The 22,005-nt window shown below is 34.6% G+C and carries 11 protein-coding genes; 10 read left to right on the top strand and 1 reads right to left on the bottom strand.

Annotation, left to right across the window (positions count from 1 at the left end):
* The first annotated feature begins 30 nt into the window (after positions 1-30).
* Positions 31-3,333 (top strand): glycosyl hydrolase, encoded by a 3,303-nt coding sequence (locus tag PL77_RS20150; RefSeq protein ID WP_082026647.1) that lies wholly within the window; start codon positions 31-33, stop codon positions 3,331-3,333.
* A gap of 536 nt (positions 3,334-3,869) precedes the next feature.
* Here PL77_RS20150 and PL77_RS20155 read toward each other — a convergent pair.
* Positions 3,870-4,751, bottom strand: a complete 882-nt coding sequence (locus PL77_RS20155; protein WP_044209470.1) for an AraC family transcriptional regulator — start codon at positions 4,749-4,751, stop codon at positions 3,870-3,872.
* A gap of 201 nt (positions 4,752-4,952) precedes the next feature.
* Between PL77_RS20155 and PL77_RS20160 the strand changes: the two genes are divergently transcribed.
* From PL77_RS20160 to PL77_RS20200, 9 genes are all read left to right on the top strand, one after another.
* Positions 4,953-6,377, top strand: a complete 1,425-nt coding sequence (locus PL77_RS20160) for an L-fucose/L-arabinose isomerase family protein (protein WP_044209471.1) — start codon at positions 4,953-4,955, stop codon at positions 6,375-6,377.
* Positions 6,378-6,409: 32 nt separating this feature from the next.
* Entirely contained in the window at positions 6,410-7,462 is a 1,053-nt protein-coding gene (gene rhaT, locus PL77_RS20165) for an L-rhamnose/proton symporter RhaT (protein ID WP_044209473.1), read from the top strand.
* A 158-nt stretch (positions 7,463-7,620) separates the two neighbouring features.
* Positions 7,621-10,896 carry a family 78 glycoside hydrolase catalytic domain gene (locus PL77_RS20170; RefSeq protein WP_082026648.1) on the top strand — a complete coding sequence of 1,092 codons (3,276 nt, stop codon included), beginning with the start codon at positions 7,621-7,623 and terminating at the stop codon, positions 10,894-10,896.
* A 262-nt stretch (positions 10,897-11,158) separates the two neighbouring features.
* Positions 11,159-13,513, top strand: coding sequence for an alpha-1,4-L-rhamnosidase (locus PL77_RS20175; protein WP_082026649.1), 2,355 nt, complete (start codon positions 11,159-11,161; stop codon positions 13,511-13,513).
* Between the two features lie 75 nt (positions 13,514-13,588).
* Positions 13,589-16,357, top strand: a complete 2,769-nt coding sequence (locus tag PL77_RS20180) for a family 78 glycoside hydrolase catalytic domain (protein WP_044209482.1) — start codon at positions 13,589-13,591, stop codon at positions 16,355-16,357.
* 488 nt (positions 16,358-16,845) lie between these two features.
* Positions 16,846-17,025: a hypothetical protein gene (locus PL77_RS20185; protein ID WP_044209485.1), complete on the top strand. Its 180-nt coding sequence runs from the start codon at positions 16,846-16,848 to the stop codon at positions 17,023-17,025.
* Between the two features lie 225 nt (positions 17,026-17,250).
* Positions 17,251-18,726: an arylsulfatase gene (locus tag PL77_RS20190; protein ID WP_044209488.1), complete on the top strand. Its 1,476-nt coding sequence runs from the start codon at positions 17,251-17,253 to the stop codon at positions 18,724-18,726.
* 232 nt (positions 18,727-18,958) lie between these two features.
* Positions 18,959-20,374: a sulfatase gene (locus PL77_RS20195; protein WP_253274004.1), complete on the top strand. Its 1,416-nt coding sequence runs from the start codon at positions 18,959-18,961 to the stop codon at positions 20,372-20,374.
* 492 nt (positions 20,375-20,866) lie between these two features.
* Positions 20,867-22,005, top strand: a 1,139-nt coding sequence (locus PL77_RS20200) for an alginate lyase family protein (protein WP_044209490.1), incomplete at its 3' end; no start/stop codon positions are given.

The following is a 22,005-nucleotide window of genomic DNA, read 5'->3' on the forward strand; positions in this document are numbered from 1 at the left end:
ATTCAAATAACAATTAGATATAAAAAGACTATGATAAACGGTCAGTGTAAAAAAATAATTACAAAAGTAATATGCCTTGCATCGGTTTTTTTATTGATACTACTTTCCTTTAATATTCAGGCACAGCCTATTGAATTGCAAAAAAAGTATTTTAAAAATCCAAAGAATGAGTATAAACCATTATGCCTTTGGTATTGGTTAAGTGGTGAAGTCACAAAAGAAGGAATCACAAAGGACCTTGAAGGAATGAAAGCCGCTGGAATAAGGGGGGCTATTATGTTTGACCTTGGTGGGCATGTTTCTGATGCAGGTAAGAATACATTGTTTAGTGATACATGGAATACGTTTTTTACACATTCCTTAAAAGAGGCAGAACGTTTAGGGCTAGATATTGGCGTACATAATTCCCCTGGTTGGTCAGGTTCTGGAGGACCTTGGGTATCTGTAAAAAACTCAATGAAAAAGACGGTGCATCTTTCAAAGGAAATCATTGGGGGACAGTTGGTTGATATAATATTAGAGCGACCAAAACATTATAAAGGATTTTATGAAGACATTTTTATTTTTGCAGTAAAAGGGCATGATTTAAAGACTATTACGGCACAAGAAACTTCTGGAAGTGGTAAGGGTGAAGAGTGGGCAAAACAAATTGACCAACTTTCACCAGATTTAAGTATTCTAACCAAAGAAGATATTATTGATTTATCAGAAAAGCTTGATGGGGATAGACTTTTGTGGAATGCTCCTAAAGGAGAATGGACGATTTTACGTGTTGGATATACTAGCACTGGAAGGAAAAATAGAACGGCTAGAGCCTGTTTTGGTTCAGGGCTTGAACCTGATAAATATGATACCACTGCTATAGGTAAAGCATTTTATGATGGAATATGTGGACATGCTATCAAGTTGGAGGAATCCAGTGGAACAAACTCTTTTAAAGACATCTTTATGGATAGTTGGGAAATTGGTTATCAAAACTGGAGTGAAGTATTACCCCAAGCGTTTAAAAAGAGAAGGGGCTATGCTATGGACAAATATCTGCCTGTATTGGCAGGTTACATAGTTGATTCACCTGAGGTTTCAAGAAGGTTTCTTTGGGACTGCCGTCTGACGTATGGGGAATTAATAACTGATAATTATGCTAAAACCATGTTGAAGTTATCAAACAAACATGGTAAAAAATACATGGTTGAGCCTTATCGTTCGGGTGGTTTTCATTCATTTGATTACGGTATGCAGACCGACATTGTAGTCAGTGAATTTTGGAAAGGTGGACACAATTTAGAACGAGTTAAAAGTGTTGCTTCGATAGCTCATGCTAGAGGTGTGAAAGAGCATAGAAGTGAAACATTTACGACCAATTATTTTAATGGAGGTTGGCGTGACCATCCTTGGCAATATAAAATGATAGGAGATTTGGCGTTCTGTTCTGGTGTAAACAGTATGTCTTTTCATGCTTCTGCACATCAGCCATATCCAGACAATATTGTACCTGGTATGAGTATGGGTCGTTGGGGAGCAATGATAGGACGTAAGCAAACATGGTGGCCTATGGCTTCGGAATATATGAAGTACCTTACACGATGTCAATACTTGTTGCGTGCAGGTGATTTTGTGGGGGATGTCCTTTTTGTTACTCATGAACATTTGCCGAATTCAGACATAAAGACATATCCTGAATTGAAAAATGCAGGTTATGATTATGATATTATTAGTCCAAATTTTTTTATGGATAGTACAACGGTTAAAAATGGAAAAGTATACCTTTCAAGTGGTACATCTTATAAATTAGTAGTATTCCCAAATACAAAATGGGTTACGCCCAAATTCGTGAAATGTATTGATAAAACCGTTAGGAGTGGAGTGCAGACTATTGGTTTTGATTATCAAAAATCGCCAAGTCTTACAAATTATCCCGAAAGTGATAAAAAGGTTAAAGCTATCAGCCAAAAATTAATTTTAGATGTCAAAAATGGAGTCCTTCCCAATTATCATATAGCTCATCAGCCGATAGAAGTGCTTACAAAATTGGGAATAAAAAAGGATTTTGAGGTGAAAAATGTAATTCCTGCTGATGCTCAAGTTAACTATATACATCATCGTATTTCAGGTAATAGCGTATATTTTATAGCCAATCAATCTCCTAAAAGAGTTCGTGGAAATTTTTGTTTCAGGGTGACTAAAGGACTACCATCTTTATGGAACCCTGTTGATGGTATGGTTAAAGAGGTATATGCTTATTCACAAAGCAAAGGCATCACTGATATACAACTTGAAATGGAGCCGTGGCAATCATTTTTTATTGTTTTTGAGTCTGAAAACGAGCAATCTCCTTATTTTACAAAAATAGCATCTGATAAGCCGACTCAAGAGTCAACTCAACCAAAGTTGGAGTTATGTAAAGCCGTAAGAGGAAAAATCTTTAATCCTGACCCTAAGCATAATCAAGACATAACATCTGAGCTAACTTCCATGATAACAGATAACTCTTTATCGGTTAAAGATGTACCGGGAAAAGGAAAGCTGATGATTATGCACTACAAAATTAACAATGAAATGATGTATTATATGCGTTGGGCAAATGAGGGAATATACTTAGATGCTGGAGATGCAGAAGCTAAATCATTGGGGTCAGAAATAAATATGCAGAATGGTAAACCAGTGTTGTCTGCTTGTGAATCTGGTAATTATATACTCGAAAAGCCCGATGGTACATCTTTGACAGTGACCATACCAGAATACGAAAACGAAATGGAGTTTATTTCTCCTTGGGAAGTGTTTTTTCAAAAAAATAAAGGAGTTGATACGACTTCTATCACTCTTGATACATTAATGAATTTGTCGGAACATTCGGATTTTAATATCAAACATTTCTCAGGTATACTTACTTATGAAACTAGAGTAAAAATTCCAAAAAGTTTTATCAAAGGTAATACAGGTATTAAACTAGAATTTGAAAATATAGCAAATATTGCATCCGTTGAGATAAATGGAGTGGATTGTGGTGTAGTTTGGGCTAGACCTTATACCATAGATATATCAAATGTAGTGAAAAAGGGTGAAAATACTTTTGTTATCAAGGTTGCTAACTCATGGTCAAATCGCTTGATTGGAGATGAATATTTTCCAACAGAAATAAAGCAAAATGCTGAAGGAGCAACAATAGGAGCTATTCCTAATTGGGTCAGAGAAGGTAATCTAGAGAATAGACCAGTCAAAGATCGAATTGCTTTTACTTCAAATCGTTTTTATACAAAAGAGGATTCATTACCACCGTCTGGTCTGTTTGGAAAAATCGTGTTAAAAAAATGGGTCACTAAAATAATTCATTAATATTTCTCTAAAAAGATGTAATCGTAGAAGTTATAATAAAACATATGTCACTGCCGTCATGTTTGGAATTGTTGCTGTAAATCATAACCCTAAAGTGAAGATTTGTAGCCAATAGGTTTATTCCAAACACGCTCTAATCATTAAACACTGGTAATTCTGATAAAAATGAAAATTTATAATATGCAGGAGTGAAAAATACTTAATTAAAGCTAGATGGAGATTGGAAGCTTCATTATTATTTTGAAAATGATGAAGTAGAACTTTACAATTTAGCCGAAGATATTGGAGAGAAAAACGACCTTGCTTCAAAAGAGATAAAGAAAAAAGAGGGACTTTTGAAACAACTAAAAAAATGATGGCATAAAACAAAAGCTCCGATTCCTACGGAGTTGAATCCTGAATATATCCAATTGAGGTAAGGGAAAGAGAAAAGGTATTTTAGAACATATTGAATACAAATTTCAAAAAGATTCTCTTTTGATTCGTATTCAACATGTTCTAAAATAAAAAGATATCAAGGCTTGGTAGTTCAGTCTCTATTGTCTGCTCTTTTTTCGATATTGCTGTGGGGTATACCCAGTCTTTTTTTTAAATAAACGGTTAAAATACATATCTGAGTCAAAACCTAGTGAAAAAGCTATTTCTTTTTGGGTTTGGTTGGTTTCTAATAGGATCTCTTTTGACTTTTCGATTTTCAATTGCAAGTAATATTGAAGAGGGGAAGTACCTGTTTGTTTTTTGAAATCAATTCTGAACTTTGAATAGCTTACGCCCAAATCATCTGCTATTTTTTGTAAATCTATCGATTTATCAATCCTTTTATACATTAGGTGTTTTGCATAACCAACTATAGTGTTAAAATACTTATCATTGTTGTTGCTTTGTTGAATATTATATGATTCGGCTATTAGTTGCATACAAATACCAGAAGCTAAACGTTGGTACCCAAAGGGTTCATTATGAAATAGTTTGAATAGCACATCAAAATAATTTAGCATAGATGTTCTATTGCATTTTTGAATGATAGGCTCTTCGACTGAAAAAAAGCCATTATTCATAAAAGCTTTGGCTATATTACCTGAAAAACCTACCCATTGCTCGTTCCATCCTGTTTTTTTTGAAGGTTTGTATCTGTGCCATACATCAGGAAATAACAGAAAGGCATCACCAGCATTAATCTTTTTTTCTCCTGTTGCTTTACTTTCAAAAACTCCTTCACCTTTTGTAATCATTACAAGGTGGTATTCATCAAGAATACGTCCTTTTTCCCAAGAGAACATATACTTACTTGGGTGTCCTTTACTTGGGTATTCTGAGTTAGGTTTAATTTTGTTGTTTCCAATATTGTTAATGTAAAAGCCCCATTTTTTATCATTTTCAAATAGTACCATATATCTATGGTTATCGTTTTTTTTCATATCAGATTGTGCAGTAAATATGTCAGATTGTTACTTTAATTACAATGGTTAACCCTTTATAATTGTACTTACAATAAACTCATAATCATTGATAAATAAATATATAGGAGGACTTTTAAAAGTAAGTAAAGGTTTAGAAGTACTCAAATTTAGACTCTAAATTATATATAAATTTATAACAAAAAGTACAAAAATATATTCATGAAAATAGTACAAACTAAAATTGGGTTATTTGGAATTGGTTTAGATACTTATTGGAGTCAATTTGATGGATTGTATGACAGATTGGTAGGCTATCAGAACCAAATTGCAGAAAAAATACAGGATTTTGGAGCTGAGGTAGTCAATGTTGGTTTGATAGATACACCAGAGATTGCTAGAGAAAAGGCAGAGGTTTTAAAAAGAGAAGACATTGATATACTTTTCTTATACGTTTCGACTTATGCTTTATCATCTACTGTTTTACCAGTTGTACAAAAGTTAAAGTGTCCAATTGTTATATTAAATATACAACCTGTAGCCTCTATAGATTATGAAAGTTTTAACGCCTTGGGTGATAGAGGTAAAATGACAGGAGAGTGGCTTGCACATTGTCAGGCTTGTTCCGTACCAGAGTTGGCTAATGTGTTTAATCGTTCGGGAATAGATTATGAATTTGTAACAGGTTATTTAGGAGAGCAAGCTGTTTGGGATGATATACAAGATTGGGTAGATGCAGTACATGTTGCTTTGGTAATGAACAACAATAGATTAGGAGTCTTAGGACATTATTATTGTGGGATGTTGGATGTGTATTCAGATTTGACCAAACAGTCAGCTATTTTTGGAACACATGTAGAAATTTTAGAAATGTGTGAGGTTAAAAAATATCGTGATGCTGTAACAGTTAGGGAAATCGAAGAAAAGATAGAGGAGTTTAATAATACTTTTGAGGTTATTGAAACTTGTGAGCAAGAGGAGTTGGTACGTGCTGCAAAAACTTCAGTAGCATTAGATAAGCTTGTAACATATTATAATTTGGGGTCAATGGCTTATTATTATGAGGGTGAATCAGGTAATGAGTATGAAAATATTGTAACCTCAGTTATTGCTGGTAATACTTTATTGACAGGAAAAAATATACCTGTTGCAGGAGAGTATGAAGTGAAAAATGCTCAAGCCATGAAAATCATGGATGCCTTTGGGGTTGGAGGTTCATTCTCTGAGTTTTATGCAATGGATTTTGATGATGATATAGTTATGTTAGGACATGATGGTCCTGCACACTTTGCTATAGCAGAAGGTAAGGTACAATTAGTGCCTTTACCAGTATATCATGGAAAGCCGGGGAAAGGATTGTCCATACAGATGACCGTAAAGCATGGAGCTGTTACACTATTGTCGGTTGTAGAAGGTAAAGATGATGTATTTTTATTGGTTGCTGAAGGGGAATCAGTTCAAGGTCCTATCCTTCATATTGGTAATACGAATAGCCGTTATCGTTTTTCGATAGGAGCAAAAGCCTTTATCAACGAATGGTCTAAGCAAGGACCTTCTCATCATTGTGCTATAGGGGTCGGACATATTGGGGGTAAGCTTGAAAAGTTAGGAAAAATATTAGGCATACGTGTAGTACAAATTTGCTAATAAATTAGATTAAGAAAACAAATGAATTTGAGATGCAAGCATTGTTAGGTTTATTATTTCATTCTATTGGTGGGGTAGCTGCTGGTAGTTTTTATATGCCTTATAATCGAGTAAAAGGTTGGGCATGGGAAAGCTACTGGATGGTTGGAGGTGTATTTTCTTGGTTGGTTGCCCCACTTGTAGCGACTTGGTTAACAATTCCCAATTTTCTAGAAATTATATTTAGTACAGATATCAAGGTACTTTTGTTTACCTATTTGATGGGGTTATTTTGGGGAATAGGAGGTTTGTCATTTGGTTTGGGAGTACGTTACCTTGGTATGTCATTGGGCAATTCAGTTGTTCTAGGTTTTTGTGCTGCTTTTGGGGCTTTGATGCCTGCTGTTTATTACAACATTTTTCCTGAAGAAGGAAAGACATCTCTTAATGATATGTTATCTGTAACAGGAGGACAAATGGTTCTTTTTGGTGTTTTTGTCTGTTTACTTGGCATTGTAGTATGTGGTAAAGCAGGCATGATGAAAGAAAAGGAATTATCTCCTGAAGAGCAAAAGAAAACCGTAGCTGAGTTTAATCTTGTTAAGGGACTTGTTGTGGCTATTTTGTCAGGTGTGCTTAGTTCTTTTTTCAATTTTGGAATAGAAGCTGGTAAGAATATGGCTGATGCTGCTGTTATAGCTGGACATAATCCACTCTTTCAAAATAATGTCACATTTGTAATCATCTTGTGGGGAGGACTAACAACCAATTTTATTTGGACTACTATTTTAAGTATTCAGAATAAATCTTTTAAAGATTTTGGTGATAAGACTAAGCCTTTAATAAGTAATATACTTTTCTCTGCATTAGCAGGAATCACTTGGTTTCTTCAGTTCTTCTGTTATGGAATGGGTGAAAGTAAATTAGGTAATGGAGCTAGTTCATGGATATTGCACATGTCTACAATCATATTGACTGCTAACTTATGGGGCATTTATCGACAAGAATGGAAAGGGGTTAGACCTGCTACCAAACGAACTATCATTGCAGGAATTATAATAATTATATTTTCAGTAGTGTTGGTCGGAATTGGTAATTCAATGTAACATGAAAAACCAAAAACCTTGATTATAAAGGAGCAAAAATAACAAGTTTTTAAATATAGAAAGAAGTAGTTAGAATCTGTCAAATTGTCTTTTTAATGTGCTCTAAATCAAGTATGTAAAATAAAGTAATTTCACTTCAAGTTGATATATAATTAGATATGATAGGTATTTTATCAAATGGAAATATATTAATGGGTAAATTTTCACTGATTATCACGCTATTATTTATTTTAGGATGTGATAAGTCAAGTAAATCTCATATTCAAGTTCAAGATTTACGTTGTGAATATAGAATTAATCCGTTAGGGATAGATAATATAAATCCACGTTTGGGTTGGAAAATTATTGATAACCAAAAAACAAGAGGACAAAAGCAAACGGCTTATCAAATTTTGGTAGCAAGTAGCCTTAAAAAGCTAAATAAAGACAAAGGGGATATTTGGGATTCTAACAAAATAGATAATGCCCAATCCGTAAATAATCTTTATGCAGGACAACAGTTAACATCTAATCAGGAGTGTTATTGGAAGGTTCGTGTATGGGATATGAATGGTAAAGCTTCTGATTGGAGTAAACCTGCTCGATTTACTATCGGCTTGCTAAATCCTTCTGATTGGAAAGGTGAATGGATTTTAAAAGCTGACCAGAAAAAAACAGACCATAACTGGTACCGTAAAAATTTAGAATTGAAGAGCAAAACACAATCTGCTTTTGTATATGTGGGTTCTTTCGGTTATCATGAATTATATGTCAATGGTCAAAAAATCACGGATAATGTGATGAATCCTGTAACTTCTTATATGAAAAAAAGGATTCCTTATTTGACTTATGATATTAAAGATTATTTGACAAAAGGAGATAATGTAATAGCTATATGGCATGCTTCAGGTTGGGCACGTTGGAGACGTATCAGAGAATACAGAAACATTCCTTTTGTATTTAAAGCACAAGTGGAGATTTCTACTAATGGTCATCAACTTAGTTTTGGAACGGATGAAGCTTGGAAGTGTAAAAAGAGTTATAGTGAGTATTATGGGGATTGGGATATTCTTCGTTTTGGTGGAGAAATCATAGATGATAGAAAACGAGAAGACGATTGGAATAAAGCAAGCTATGATGATAGTGATTGGGCAAATGCAAGTATTTATAATAAGGATGTTTTAAATGCAAAAATTCCTGAGGGTGAAAATATTAGCTTTGCTCTTAATAGCAGAAAGGACAAAAGAGTACGAGCAGAATATACAGATATAAAAGCCGAGTTAAGCTCTCAAATGGTAGAACCTCAGGTCAGGTTTAAAGAAATCAAGCCGATAGGTGTTAAGCAAAAAAGTGAGAATACCTATGTGATTGATATGGGTGAAAACTATACAGGTTTTTTTGAAATGAACTTGTATAATGGTTCAGAAGGTGATACAGTTACTTTTGAAATTGCAGACCAAGAAGGTAATGTTTCGACTTGGAATCAAAAAAGCCAATATATCTATGGTCAATCAGGAAAAGGACATTTTACAAACCGCTTTAACTTGGCAGGTGGTAGATGGTTTACAGTTTCAGGTTTGAACTATAAACCAGAATTGAAAGACATTAAAGGTTTTGTAATTACCAATGATAGAAAACAGATTAGCAGTTTTGAAAGTTCTAGTGAACTTCTAAATGAAATTTATGAAGTAAATCTAAGAACTTATCTGGCTAATACGATTGATGGCATATTAGTGGACTGTCCACATAGAGAAAGGCGAGGTTGGGGAGAGGTAACTGTGGCCGCTATGTACGGAGATGCTTTACCTAACTTTGAAAGTGGAGCATATATGCAACAGTATGCTCAATTGATGCAAGATACACAAACAGGCGATGGAAAAATACGAGCTGTTATCAACGAGGAAGATAGACCATTTTTAATGTGGAAAGCCAATAATCCTATCACGATTTGGGAAACTTATAGAATGTTGGGTGATAAAAAATTCTTGGAAGATAATTACGCTTCTATGAAAAAATGGATGGAGTGGATGTATAAAAATTCAGATTATGAAACTGGAGGAGCATTAAAAATAGGAGTAAGAGGCAAACGTGAAATGCCCGGTTTAGGGGATTGGTGTACCCCAAGAGGAAATTTTTGGGATAGTAGTAACTCACCTGAATCAGCACATTTTAATAATTGTGTATACGCTTTTATGTTAGATTGTTCCAAAAAAATGGCAGAAGTTTTAGGTAGGATAGATGATGTGAAAGTATACGCTAATCGTCTGAAAGTACAACAAAAAGCCACTCATAAACTTTCGTATAATGCAGAAACAGGCAAATACCTTGATGGAAGACAAGTAAACCAAGCTTTTGCTCTATTAGCAGGTGTTACTCCAATTAAAGAACGAGAAAAAGTGATGGCTCAATTAGCTGATAATGTACTTTATACTTTTCCGTATTATGATACAGGAAGTTCAGGACAAGCACTTTATACTCGATTTTTTGGCGAATATGGAGAACGAATGGATTTAGTTTACGAACTGCTTCAAGATACAAGACACCCAAGTTATGGTTATTTTTTACGTCAAGGTAAGACCGTTTGGCCAGAGCGATGGTCAGCCGTTGGAAATAGTCAGATTCATACTTGTTATACAGGGATTGGAGGATATTTTATAAAAGGTTTTGGCGGTATACGTCCTAATAAGGAGAAGGCAGGAATGAAAGATTTTATTGTTAAACCTACGCCAGTGGGTGATTTGACTTTTGCTAATACAAGCCTTGAGTCCATGTATGGAAAGATTACCGTAAATTGGAAGGTTGAGAAAGACCATGCGACTTATCAAGTGGAAGTACCTGCCAACTGTTCTGCTAAAGTTTATATTCCTGCTGTGAGTAAAGATAATGTTTTAGAAGGAGGGGTGAGTGTTGAAAATACTCATAATATAGCTTACGTTGGGATGGAGAGAAGTGAAGCCGTTGGCAATTATATAATTTACCAAGTACAGTCAGGTGTTTATAAATTTAGTGTTAATCTTTTACCCAAAACACAAATTCCTGACCCAATTTACAAAGGTAATAACCTTAGTTTGATAGGACGAGTAAGTGCGTCTTCTCTCTATATAGAAACAGAAAAACTACCAAAATTTGAAGCATTTAGAGTAAATGATAAAGAGCTTTCAACAAGTTGGAAAGCTGATGGAGAATTACCGGAATGGCTTGAAATTGCTTGGGTAAAACCTCAATCATTTGCTAGTGTTGTGATTAATGAAAATGGTAATCATATCAAAGGCTATAAAGTTCAGTATTGGGACGGTAAATCATGGGTAAAATTAATAGAAGGAGATAATATAGGCAAAGAGAAAACACATTCATTTAATGCTGTTACAGCAAGTAAATGTCGATTGCTGATTACTAAAGCAGAAGGCAGTCCTAGTATTGCTGAATTCCAAATTCTAAAGGCTAATAAATTGTAAGATAATGGAAAAATAAAGGATTTAAACTGTCTTTTATTTTTCCATACTCTCCTAAATCAAACCCTATTAAGAGACTATGGAAATTCCCGAGGTAAAACCTATTCCAAGCATGTTCTAATTCGAATAATGGACTATATCATTATTGTATAAGACTATAATTCTAGCTCATCCTCTTAGATTTATTGCCTAGATTATGCATTTGCAACAATTACAAAAATAACATAACCACTAATATATTTTATTCAAACATACACTATCAACAATGAAAAAGATAATCATTTCCATACTAACCATGCTTTGTGGAATAACAATGCACATTCATGGACAAATTATTCTAAAAACAGATTTTACGGATAATAGTAAGGCAAAGGGTATGATACATTACCCTTTGGATGTTTTTAACCGTATTTCACCAATTAATGGTTTTAGAACACCAAGTACACCAAATGCTAAACTATGTATTGTACGTCCTTTAGGTGGGAAATATAGCAATGGTGATGCAGACCTTAGTTTAGACACTTACTTATGGGATGAAGAGAAAAAAGAGTTTTATACTGACTTTACTTTACTTAAAAAGCAAATTGATGGCGTTTTAAATAGAGGAGTTGGTATTCATCAAATTGTATTAGATAACCCTTCTTGGGCATTTCAACGAAATGCTTTAGGAGAGCTTGAAGGTGGTTCACTAAAGGTTTCTACTTATGGAAATGCCGAGCCTCCAAAAGATTTCAATTTATGGGCTATGTATTTGAAAGATGTGATGAACTTCTTAATCGATACGTATGGTAAGGATGAAGTGCTAAAAATACAATTTGGTATAGGTCGTGAAATTGGAACTGAAGGGCATTGGAAAGGAACAAAGGAGCAGTTTTTTGATTTTTATCAGAAGTCAGTAACAGCTATTCATGAAGTACTTCCTCAAGCAATGGTGGGTTCTCATTTTTTGTGGGGAACATCTTCAAAGTCATGGGCAGTTGATTTTGTCAAATGGTGTAAAACTAATAACGTACATTATGATGTGTTAGGCGTTTCTTACTATCCTTTTTACCACAGAGTCAATAGAACGAATTTTACTCAGGTTTATAAAGATGATTTTGGTGTAATTAAAGATATTCCTGAATGGAATGACAATGCTGTATTTGAGATTCATGAATTTGCCCTTATCAAAACTATGAATGCTAAGGGGAATGGTTATGAGAGTGCTTCTGCAAAATATCAGAATTCTTTTTTAGTTGGAGTGATGAAGATGTTTTATGAGAACAATATCAAAAACTTGTTTCAATGGGGAGCAGGAGACCAGTATCAGCCTGCTAATCAGGAAATTTTCAAACTGAAAGGGAATACTTATTATACTAATACAAAAAGTGGTACACCACAATCATCTGGCAATTATGTTGATGCTATTTTTACCAAAGATGTAGAAAACGAAGCCTATAACATAATGGCTTATAATTATAATGCTAAGCCATCTTCTAACGTAACTGAAAATTTGAATTTTGTAGCAAAAATTGATGCTCCTTCAGGAACAAATATTAAATACCGTTCAGCGATATACGATGAATCTACCAATAATTTAACATGGTCTTCTTGGCAATATGCTACTACCACAGGTATAGATACTAATAAGTCTACGGTTACATTTGATAGCCAATTACCTCCATTTTCATTTTTAAAATATGAGTTTCATATTACTGATGAATCTCCTGAACCAGTAGACGCTAGTGGTATGATTGATAACCTTTTGTTTTATTATCCGCTTGAAAGTGATGGAACTGATTTGAGTGAAAAAGGGAATCATGCTACATTGGGCAGTGCTGTGACTTTTACATCTGGAAAAAAAGGAAATGGAGCTTTATTTAGTTATACAGAAGGCTCGTTTTTAACTTCTGCTGATGAAGTATTCAAGTATAATTACCCGACAGCATATACCATTGCTTTTTGGTTGAAAGTATCAGACTATACTACAAGAGCAGATATACTTCAAGCTGTCGGAGGTAGAACATTATTGACTTCAAATGAAGATTTGAGTTTTAAGAATTTTCATCAAAAAAAATCCATTTCATTTAATGTAACAGAAGAAGAAAAAAATGAATGGTTTCATATTGCTTTGGTCATTGACCAACGTGAAGGGCAGACTCAACATAAGTTTTATATCAATGGACAACAGAGTGGTTCTATTGCAGAAGGTTATGAATTGGAAACGGATAAACCTCAATCTATAGGTCGTCTGGTTTTTGGGGCATCATCAGACCAAGCTTTACAGAGAAATTTTACGGGTATGCTAGATGAAATATATATGTTTGATGATATTCTTTCTGAGGGTGAAATCAACTTATTGATGAATACTGATAATCTAATGAACCCAGTGATAAATTCTCATTTCTTAGATAAAAAGGATAATATAGTTTTATTTCCTGTTCCTGCCCAACACACCCTAAACTATAGGGGTGTTGATGCTGTGCAGATTGAAATTTATAACCTTTCAGGTACATTACTCAAAGTTTATAACCCAATTCAAAATCAACTAGATATTTCTTTATTAGACAAAGGTATGTATATACTTAAACTGCAAGATAGAAATGGAAAAGTGTCAAGGGTACAGTTTATTAAGTTGTAACTACCTTGATAAAAGTAAATTGATTCAAACATAAATTCATTTAAAAGTCAGTAAAATTATATTTTGATAATTATCATGAAAAATAGTTGTTTTTATCTCCTCATTTTACATCTAATATTTATTTCTTGTGGAACGAGTTCCGACATTGAATTACCGTCCCCTGAAGCGTTGACTGTTTCAGAAAGATTTAAAAACCCAATTGGGTTTTATGACAGTATTCCAGACTTTTCGTGGAAATTGCCTACTTCAGTTCAAGGACAATCTGCTTATGCTATTGTGGTGGCAAGTTCTCTCGACTTATTGGAAAAAAAGCCTGATTTGTGGAAAAGCGGCATAGTGAAGTCAGACCAATCCCTATTTGTAAAGTACGAAGGAAAAGCATTGACTTCACGTCAGAAAGTTTATTGGAAAGTGAAGTTTTGGGATAATAAAGGTAAGGAATCACATTGGAGTGAAACAGCTCATTTTGAATTAGGGCTTTTGAGGAATAGTGATTGGAAAGGGAAATGGATACATATTCCTTACGAGCAATTGAATGAAACAGATTATCTTGGGTCGTTACTATTCCGACCACAATATATCCGAAAAGAAATCCAAATTCCAGAAGATGTTAAAAATGCAAGGTTATACATTACTGCTAAAGGAGTATATGAAGCTTATGTAAATGGAATTAAAGTAAGCGATGATAGAATGTCACCTGGGTGGGTTCCTTATAGGAAATATATACCGACACTGACTTATAATTTAAGTAAGTTGCTTAAAAAAGGGAAAAATACAATTGGAGTTGTAGTGGCAGAGGGGTGGTACGCTGGTCGTATATATTTAAGAAAAAGAAAAAAAACACATCAAGAAACACCTTCTTTGCTTTGTCAATTAGAAATAGAACATGATAAAGGTAAGATGCAAATTGTATCTGACGAAGATTGGAAAGTTAACCAAAATGGTCCTATTCGTGTTTCAAAAATTTATGATGGCGAAACGTATGATGCTAATTTTGAATTAGGAGAATGGAATAAAAACAATTACAATGAGTCAGGATGGAGTAATGTACAAACCCAAGCACTTGATAGTGCTGTTTTATTGTTGCCGAAACGTTTTGGAAGTGTCAAAGATAAAGAGATTATTGAGGTAAAAAATATTACACAACCAAAACCTGATATTGCTATTTTCAATTTTGGACAGAACAATGTAGGAGTTCCTTTACTAAATGTTCCAATGAAAAAAGGAGATACCTTGAAAGTTAGGTTTGCCGAAATGCTTAACACTGATGGTACTCTATACACAAAGAACTACAGAAGTGCCAAATCAACCGACTATTATGTAGCAGCAAAAGATGGAGTTATACATTGGAGGCCAAGCTTTACTTTTCACGGTTATCAATATGTTGAATTAAGCGGATACCTCAAAGGAGAACAACCACAGAAAAACTGGGTAAAAGCTATTGTTCAATATTCTGATTTTAACTCAAATGGTACTTTTTCCTCATCACATAAAAAATTGAATCAATTGCAAAGCAATATTCGTTGGGGACTCAAAAGTAATTTCTTTGACGTTCCTACAGATTGTCCTCAGCGAGATGAACGCTTGGGGTGGACAGGTGATGCTCAAGTAATAACACCTACAGCTATATACAATGCTGATATGTATGCTTTTTGGACAGGATACTTACAAAGTATGAGGTTTGAACAAATTAAAAATGGAAGTATACCTAAAGTGATTCCAAGTAATTTAGGAAATGGTGCATCGACTGGGTGGGGTGATGCTTGTGTTATTATTCCTTGGGAGCTTTATTTTAGGACAGGTGATACAAATGTTTTGCAAGAAAACTATGGAATGATGAAAAAATGGCTTGAGTATTATGCACGACATGCTCAAGGAAATATTGTTGAAACAATGCATGCTTTTGGAGATTGGTTACAACCTTTTGCAAGTTTAGATAAAAAAGGACAAGAAGGTAGACGTGGTGATACACCCAAAAATTACATTGCTACGGCATATTATGCAAGGTCTGTTGAGTTGACCTATAAAACAGCTTTAGTTTTAGGAAAAACAGAGGATGCAAATTATTATAAAACCTTGTATGATGCTATAAAAAATGCATTTCAAAAAAGATTTTATGACAATAATGGAAAGACTAAACACAAAATAGAAACTCAAACACAATATCTTTTGGCGATAGAGTTTGATTTGATTACTGATGATTTGAAACCTAAAGTTTATAAGCATTTAAAAAGGGTTATTAATGATTGTGATAATCATCTACGAACTGGTTTTTTAGGTACACCAATTCTTCCTTTTGCTTTAGATAAGGCAGGAGAAACTGATTTGATGTATTCAATTTTATTTAAGGAGACTTATCCTTCGTGGTTTTATTCTATCAATCAGGGGGCAACTACAATGTGGGAACGTTGGAACAGCTATACACACAAAGATGGCTTCAATAAACAAGGTATGAACTCATTTAACCATTATGCTTATGGTGCTATTGGACAATGGATGTATGAGCGAATAGCTGGTATAAAACCTATTGAAGCAGGGTATAAAAAAATAGAGATTGCTCCAATACCTGGGGGGGCTTTGACATCAGCACAGGCAAGTTATATGAGCCCTTACGGTGAGGTCAGTTCTGAATGGAAATTGAAAAATGGAGTTTTTGAATTGAAAGCAACTATCCCTTCAAATACCACAGCAGTAATAAAAGTTTTTGGCAATACTGCTGAAAATTTGATACTGAATGGAAAGTCATTTGTTGAAAATGAGCGTGTAAAATTAACGAATAAAGGAGGGGAATACTTTGAGTTACTTGTACAACCAGGTAGCTATGTATTTGAAACGAAACACTAATTCTTTATTAGTCAACAATTAATTTACCAAATTAAATACTCTTTAGAGTCTGTTTGGAATAGAGCTTTTGACTGAAGATTTTCAATTTTGGCTTGTGATAAAGGTACATTATAAGAGAATAGCAGAGCCATTGTCTCAAAATTTGAAAAAGTCTCATCCCAAAAGAGGAGGTTTGAGACCAACAGATTTATACCAAACATGCTCTAAGTGGTTACTCCTATCAATATTTCTTAAAAGACAAATCAAGTTAATTTCACTTAATTCAAACTTATAGGGCTTGTTCATAAAATCAAAAGCATTGTGCTATTGTATAGACAGGGCATGCCCTGTCTATACAGTATTTTTATACCAATAAAATATGTTGTTTTATGAACAAGCCGTGTTCAAACTTATAAACTTCATTTTAACACGAATAATGGACTATATCACTATTGTATAGAACTATAATTCTATTTTATCTCCTTAGATTTATTATCAAAATTTTGGTTATGATTAATGGGGAGATGGTTTTATTTGAAGGAGGTCTTTCAAGAGGTCCTAGTCAGGCAGGCAAATGGAATCGTAAAGAGAAAATCATCCCTTCAAGCTTCAGGTTTGTTGGGACCTGTTCGAATAGAAACCGTCTTTCAACAAGACAGCAACGTAAATCTTTGACATCATCAACATAGATCGACAATGGAAGGTATTTTATAGAGTGATTGCTCAAGTTTTTGAGAAGGAAATAGGTTCAGTTAAAGCAATTGATTTTAAATCGAATACTCTACTCGTTGATCACTAAAAATTTATTTTAATCAGTTGTATTAGTAACTATAATTTTAAAACTAGAAATGTATAACTCTAAAAAATATATAGGAAGTTTTCTATTTACAATTCTTCTGTTTTTAACGGCTTGTATGCCACAAACCAGGGATAAGGAAATAAAGCCTAATATCATTATTCTTTATCTAGATGATTTGGGTTATGGTGATCTTAGTTGTTATGGAGCAACTGAAATTAATACACCAAATATTGATAAGTTGGCTAATGGAGGGGTTCGCTTTACGCAAGGTTATGCTACCTCTGCTACTTGTACGCCAAGTAGGTATGGTATGCTTACAGGTGAATATCCTTGGCGTAATAGTAATGCTCGTATTCTTCCAGGATCAGCCCCTTTAATCATAGATACTAATAGAGTGACATTACCCAAAATGATGAAAAAAGCGGGTTATCATACAGGTGTTGTTGGTAAATGGCACTTAGGGCTTGGTGATGGTAACTTAGATTGGAATGGTGAAGTTACGCCAGGGCCAAATCAAGTAGGGTTTGATTACTCAGTGATCATGGCGGCCACACAAGACCGAGTACCTACTATTTATATCGAGAACGGTTATGGAGTAGGATTAGATAAGAATGATCCTATTCAAGTGAATTATAAAAAGAACTTTGAAAGGGAGCCAACAGGGAAAGATAACCCTGAATTGACTACGATGAAATGGCATCATGGTCATAACAATAGTATAGTGAACGGTATTCCACGTATTGGTTTTATGAAAGGGGGGAAAAGTGCTTATTGGAGTGATGTAGATATAGCGGATTACTTCTTAAATAAAGCTAAGAACTATATACATAAACATAAAAACCAACCTTTCTTCTTGTATTATGCTATGCAACAACCGCATGTGCCACGTACGCCACATCCTCGTTTTGTAGGTAAGTCGGGTATGGGACCTCGTGGTGACGTACTTCTTGAAGCAGATTGGTGTATCGGTGAACTTATCAAAACTTTAGAAGATGAAGGAATTCTCGAAAATACATTAATTGTATTTTCAAGTGATAATGGTCCCGTATTGAACGATGGATATAATGATGAAGCTGTTGCAAAATTAGGAAAACATACTCCAGCAGGTGTATTACGTGGAGGTAAATACAGTTTGCTTGAAGCAGGTACTCGTGTGCCGTTTTTTACTTATTGGAAAGGAAAGATTGAACCTAAAGTATCTGATGCAATGGTTTGTCAGATAGATTTAATGAGTTCTTTGGGGGCATTGCTTGGACAAGAAGTACCGCAATCAGACAGTCAGAATATGTTGGATGTACTACTTGGTAAATCAGAGCTAGGGAGAGAAAATTTGGTGATTGAGGCAAAACGAAATAAAGCCTACCGTAAAGACAACTGGGTCCTTATTCCTCCATATCCCAAAAGACCATCCATTCAAACGAATGTCAATATTGAAACAGGTTGTGATTCAGTTTATCAGTTATACAACTTGAAGGAAGATTTAGAACAAAAACATAATCTGGCTACAATATATCCAGAGAAGCTAGCGGAGTTAATAGCTGAATTTAAGCTGGTAATAAAGAAAAAACCTTTAAAAGAGGAAAGTAAATAATAGGGTTCTCAGAGAAGGTATGTCGGTGAAAACAGAATAGTGTTATGTGATCAAGCTGTTACTATTAGCATTTTTTTGATTTACTGTCTTAAGAAGCCTGAAATAATATCTGCTGACCAAAAGGGTATTGAATCTAGATCAAGTTACTTCTTAAAATTACGATATCTGATCTTGTAAAAAACACGCTAAAAAAGAGAGTTATCTAATTGTTGAACATTGGTAATTTCAAAAAATGAAAAAGTATTCGATTTTAATTCTGATTGCACTAGGTATGTTTACCTCATGTGCTGTACAAAAAAAGAAGGTGGAGGAGAAAGCAACCGCACCAAATATCCTTTTTATCGCTATTGATGATTTGAGACCTGAGTTGAACTTCTATGGAGCAAACCATATTCAATCTCCCCACCTTGATAACTTGGCAAGTGAAAGTTTAGTCTTTGATCAAGCCTATTGTAATATCCCAGTTTGTGGAGCATCAAGAACTAGTCTTTTGACAGGTGTTCGCCCAACTAGAAAAAGAATGCTAAATGCATATACGCAGAAAGATATCGACCTGCCTAATGTTATTTCACTTCCAATGCTATTCAAACAAAATGGATACACCACTATTTCCAATGGAAAGGTTTATCATCACAAAAAAGATGATGAATCGGCATGGGATGAAATTTGGCATCCTGATCCAATATGGGATTATGCAAAATCCGAAAATCAGCAGTTTAGAAAAGAGAAGAGAAAAGGACCTCCTGTTGAAATGGCTGATGTGGTAGACACTGTATATAGAGATGGTAAATTGGCATTGAAAGTGATCGCTGATTTGAAAAAACTCAAGAACCAAGATAAGCCATTTTTCCTTGCTATGGGAGTGGCAAAACCTCACCTTCCTTTCACTTCTCCTAAAAAGTATTGGGAGCTTTACAAAAGAGAGGATATAGAACTTCCAGAAAGTTATGTTCAACCAAAAAGTACCCCAAAAGAAGCTTTTCATCGATTTGGTGAACTGAGAAAATATCAAGGTGTACCCAAAAAAGGTGAGATTTCAGAGGACATGGCGAAAGAGCTAATCCACGGTTACTATGCTTCGGTGAGCTATATCGATGCTCAAATAGGACTTGTTTTAGAGGAATTGGAAAAACAAGGTTTAGCTGAAAATACGATTGTGGTGCTTTGGGGAGATCATGGCTGGAACTTAGGTGATCACAAACTTTGGTGTAAACATGTCACGTTTGAAAAGGCCTTAAAAACGCCTCTAATTTTAAAAGTACCAGGGAAAACGAACGGCCAACGAACTGATGCGATTACAGAGTATATCGATGTTTACCCAACTTTGGCTGAATTGGCAGGGTTATCTGCGCCAGAAACAGCTGTAGGTCAAAGTATGGTGCCGATTCTAAATGGACAAAAAAGCGATAAAGACTGGGCAGTTTGTAAATTCAAAGATGCCGTTACAATCATCAAAGGGGACTTATTTTATACTGAATGGATCGATAATAAAGGGGAAGCATATGCACGTATGCTGTTCGATCATAAAATAGATCCATTAGAATTGGATAATCTTGCAGAGAAAAAAGAATATACAGAAACAGTTGAGAACCTTGCCAAAGAACTAAGGGCAAAATGGGGAAGTAATTTTTTCGATGATGTGATGTAGGACATTGTAAACTAAATTATCGTTATTAATAGTTTTTAGAAATCAGGAGATTTCTGATGATCTGTGGGACACGAATGACGCTTCCGCTTAACATTCGCGCCAGTGGATTTTCTACTCTATTCATTAGGTAGTGCTCTCTTGGCCTTGAAGGGAAAAGCGTCAAGAATTTCATGTATTGAGCCGTTAAAAAATGATTTTGCTGTCTGAGCGCAGCGAGTTTAAAATCATTTCGGCGAGAGAAATGGAATTTAGCTTTTGACTTCTAAGCCTTGAATTTTTTGCTTCTTTTTGTTTCAAGACAAAAACGAAGAAGAAAGAAGCTTGAAAGTAGATCCTATCAATGCTTGTATAAAGGAAGTTTGAAAGTTGATGATAATTTAGTTTACAATGTAGTAGTTTCTTAAACAAAATTTATGATGGTGGTTCGTGAGCCACATCACGAGCCACCATTTTTGCATCCTTGTACTTACAGTTGATAAATTAAAAAAGATAATGAATCTTCAATCAAAAGAGAACCTTCCTTTCTTAATAGTATTACTCTATATTTTTAATATCAGTATTTCGTCAGCTTCAGAGCCTAATAAGAAAACGAGTCAACAGCTGATCTTCTTAAATGCTGAACGTTTAAATTCATCCAAAGAAAAGATAGAAAAAGGTGATCCTTTATTCCTTCAAGCTTACCAAAGTATCATTGAAAAAGCAGACAAAGAATTAAAGAAGAAAATAGATCCTGTTACGAATAAAACCGCTCTTCCCGCAAGTGGAGACATACATGATTACCATACACTTAGTCCCTATCATTGGCCTGATTCAACCAAAGCAGATGGCAAGCCTTGGGTGTATAAAGATGGTGAGTTTAATCCCATCAATAAAGGGCCTGCAACGGACTGGGAGAGACGGAAAGATATGTTTTCGTCATTACACACATTGAATTTGGCTTACTATTTTTCAGGCAATAAAAAATACATTCTCAAAGCTCGAAAAATTGTTCGTGTTTGGTTTGTCAATAAAAAAACAAGAGTAAACCCAAACATTGATTACGGACAAGCGATACCGGGTAAAGTGCCTGGGACTTGTTTTTCTATTATTGATTGGACAGGGATAGATAAGGTGATTACAAGCATTCAGCTTTTGGAGGAGAATAATTTATTGACTAAGAATGATAAAGCAGTGGTAGACAAGTGGTTTTATGATTATTACACTTGGTTAAAGGAAAGTAAGTTTGGCATTCGAGAGAGTACAAGACATAATAATCATGGTACTAATTATGACTACCAATTGATAGGGCTTATGATTTATCTCGGTAAACTTGATGAAGCGGAGGCTAAATTAGAAGAAGTGAAGACTTCACGTATAGCAACCCATATTGATGAAAACGGGGGACAACCTTTAGAGTTATCTAGAACAAAATCCGTGAATTATACCGTCAATAATCTATGGGCTTTCGCGAGAATTACAGATTTAGGACTCCGATTTACTAAAGTAGATTTATGGGAGTATCAAAGTGAAAATGGAGCGAGTTTAAAAAAGGCCTATGACTTTGTAATTCCTTATTTCAAGGGAGAATCCACTTGGAAGTGGAAGCAAATCATTGGGGGAGGGGCAGAAAGTCAATTGGCAAATATGGCATT

Source organism: Flammeovirga sp. OC4, from assembly GCF_000812565.1.
Taxonomy (GTDB): domain Bacteria; phylum Bacteroidota; class Bacteroidia; order Cytophagales; family Flammeovirgaceae; genus Flammeovirga.

Coding starts and splice junctions, on each gene's coding strand:
- rhaT (WP_044209473.1), top strand. CDS start 6,410: ATGCAAGCATTGTTAGGTTTATTATTTCATTCTATTGGTGGGGTAGCT.
- PL77_RS20195 (WP_253274004.1), top strand. CDS start 18,959: ATGAAAAAGTATTCGATTTTAATTCTGATTGCACTAGGTATGTTTACC.
- PL77_RS20185 (WP_044209485.1), top strand. CDS start 16,846: ATGATTAATGGGGAGATGGTTTTATTTGAAGGAGGTCTTTCAAGAGGT.
- PL77_RS20180 (WP_044209482.1), top strand. CDS start 13,589: ATGAAAAATAGTTGTTTTTATCTCCTCATTTTACATCTAATATTTATT.
- PL77_RS20155 (WP_044209470.1), bottom strand. CDS start 4,751: ATGAAAAAAAACGATAACCATAGATATATGGTACTATTTGAAAATGAT.
- PL77_RS20190 (WP_044209488.1), top strand. CDS start 17,251: ATGCCACAAACCAGGGATAAGGAAATAAAGCCTAATATCATTATTCTT.
- PL77_RS20175 (WP_082026649.1), top strand. CDS start 11,159: ATGAAAAAGATAATCATTTCCATACTAACCATGCTTTGTGGAATAACA.
- PL77_RS20170 (WP_082026648.1), top strand. CDS start 7,621: ATGATAGGTATTTTATCAAATGGAAATATATTAATGGGTAAATTTTCA.
- PL77_RS20150 (WP_082026647.1), top strand. CDS start 31: ATGATAAACGGTCAGTGTAAAAAAATAATTACAAAAGTAATATGCCTT.
- PL77_RS20160 (WP_044209471.1), top strand. CDS start 4,953: ATGAAAATAGTACAAACTAAAATTGGGTTATTTGGAATTGGTTTAGAT.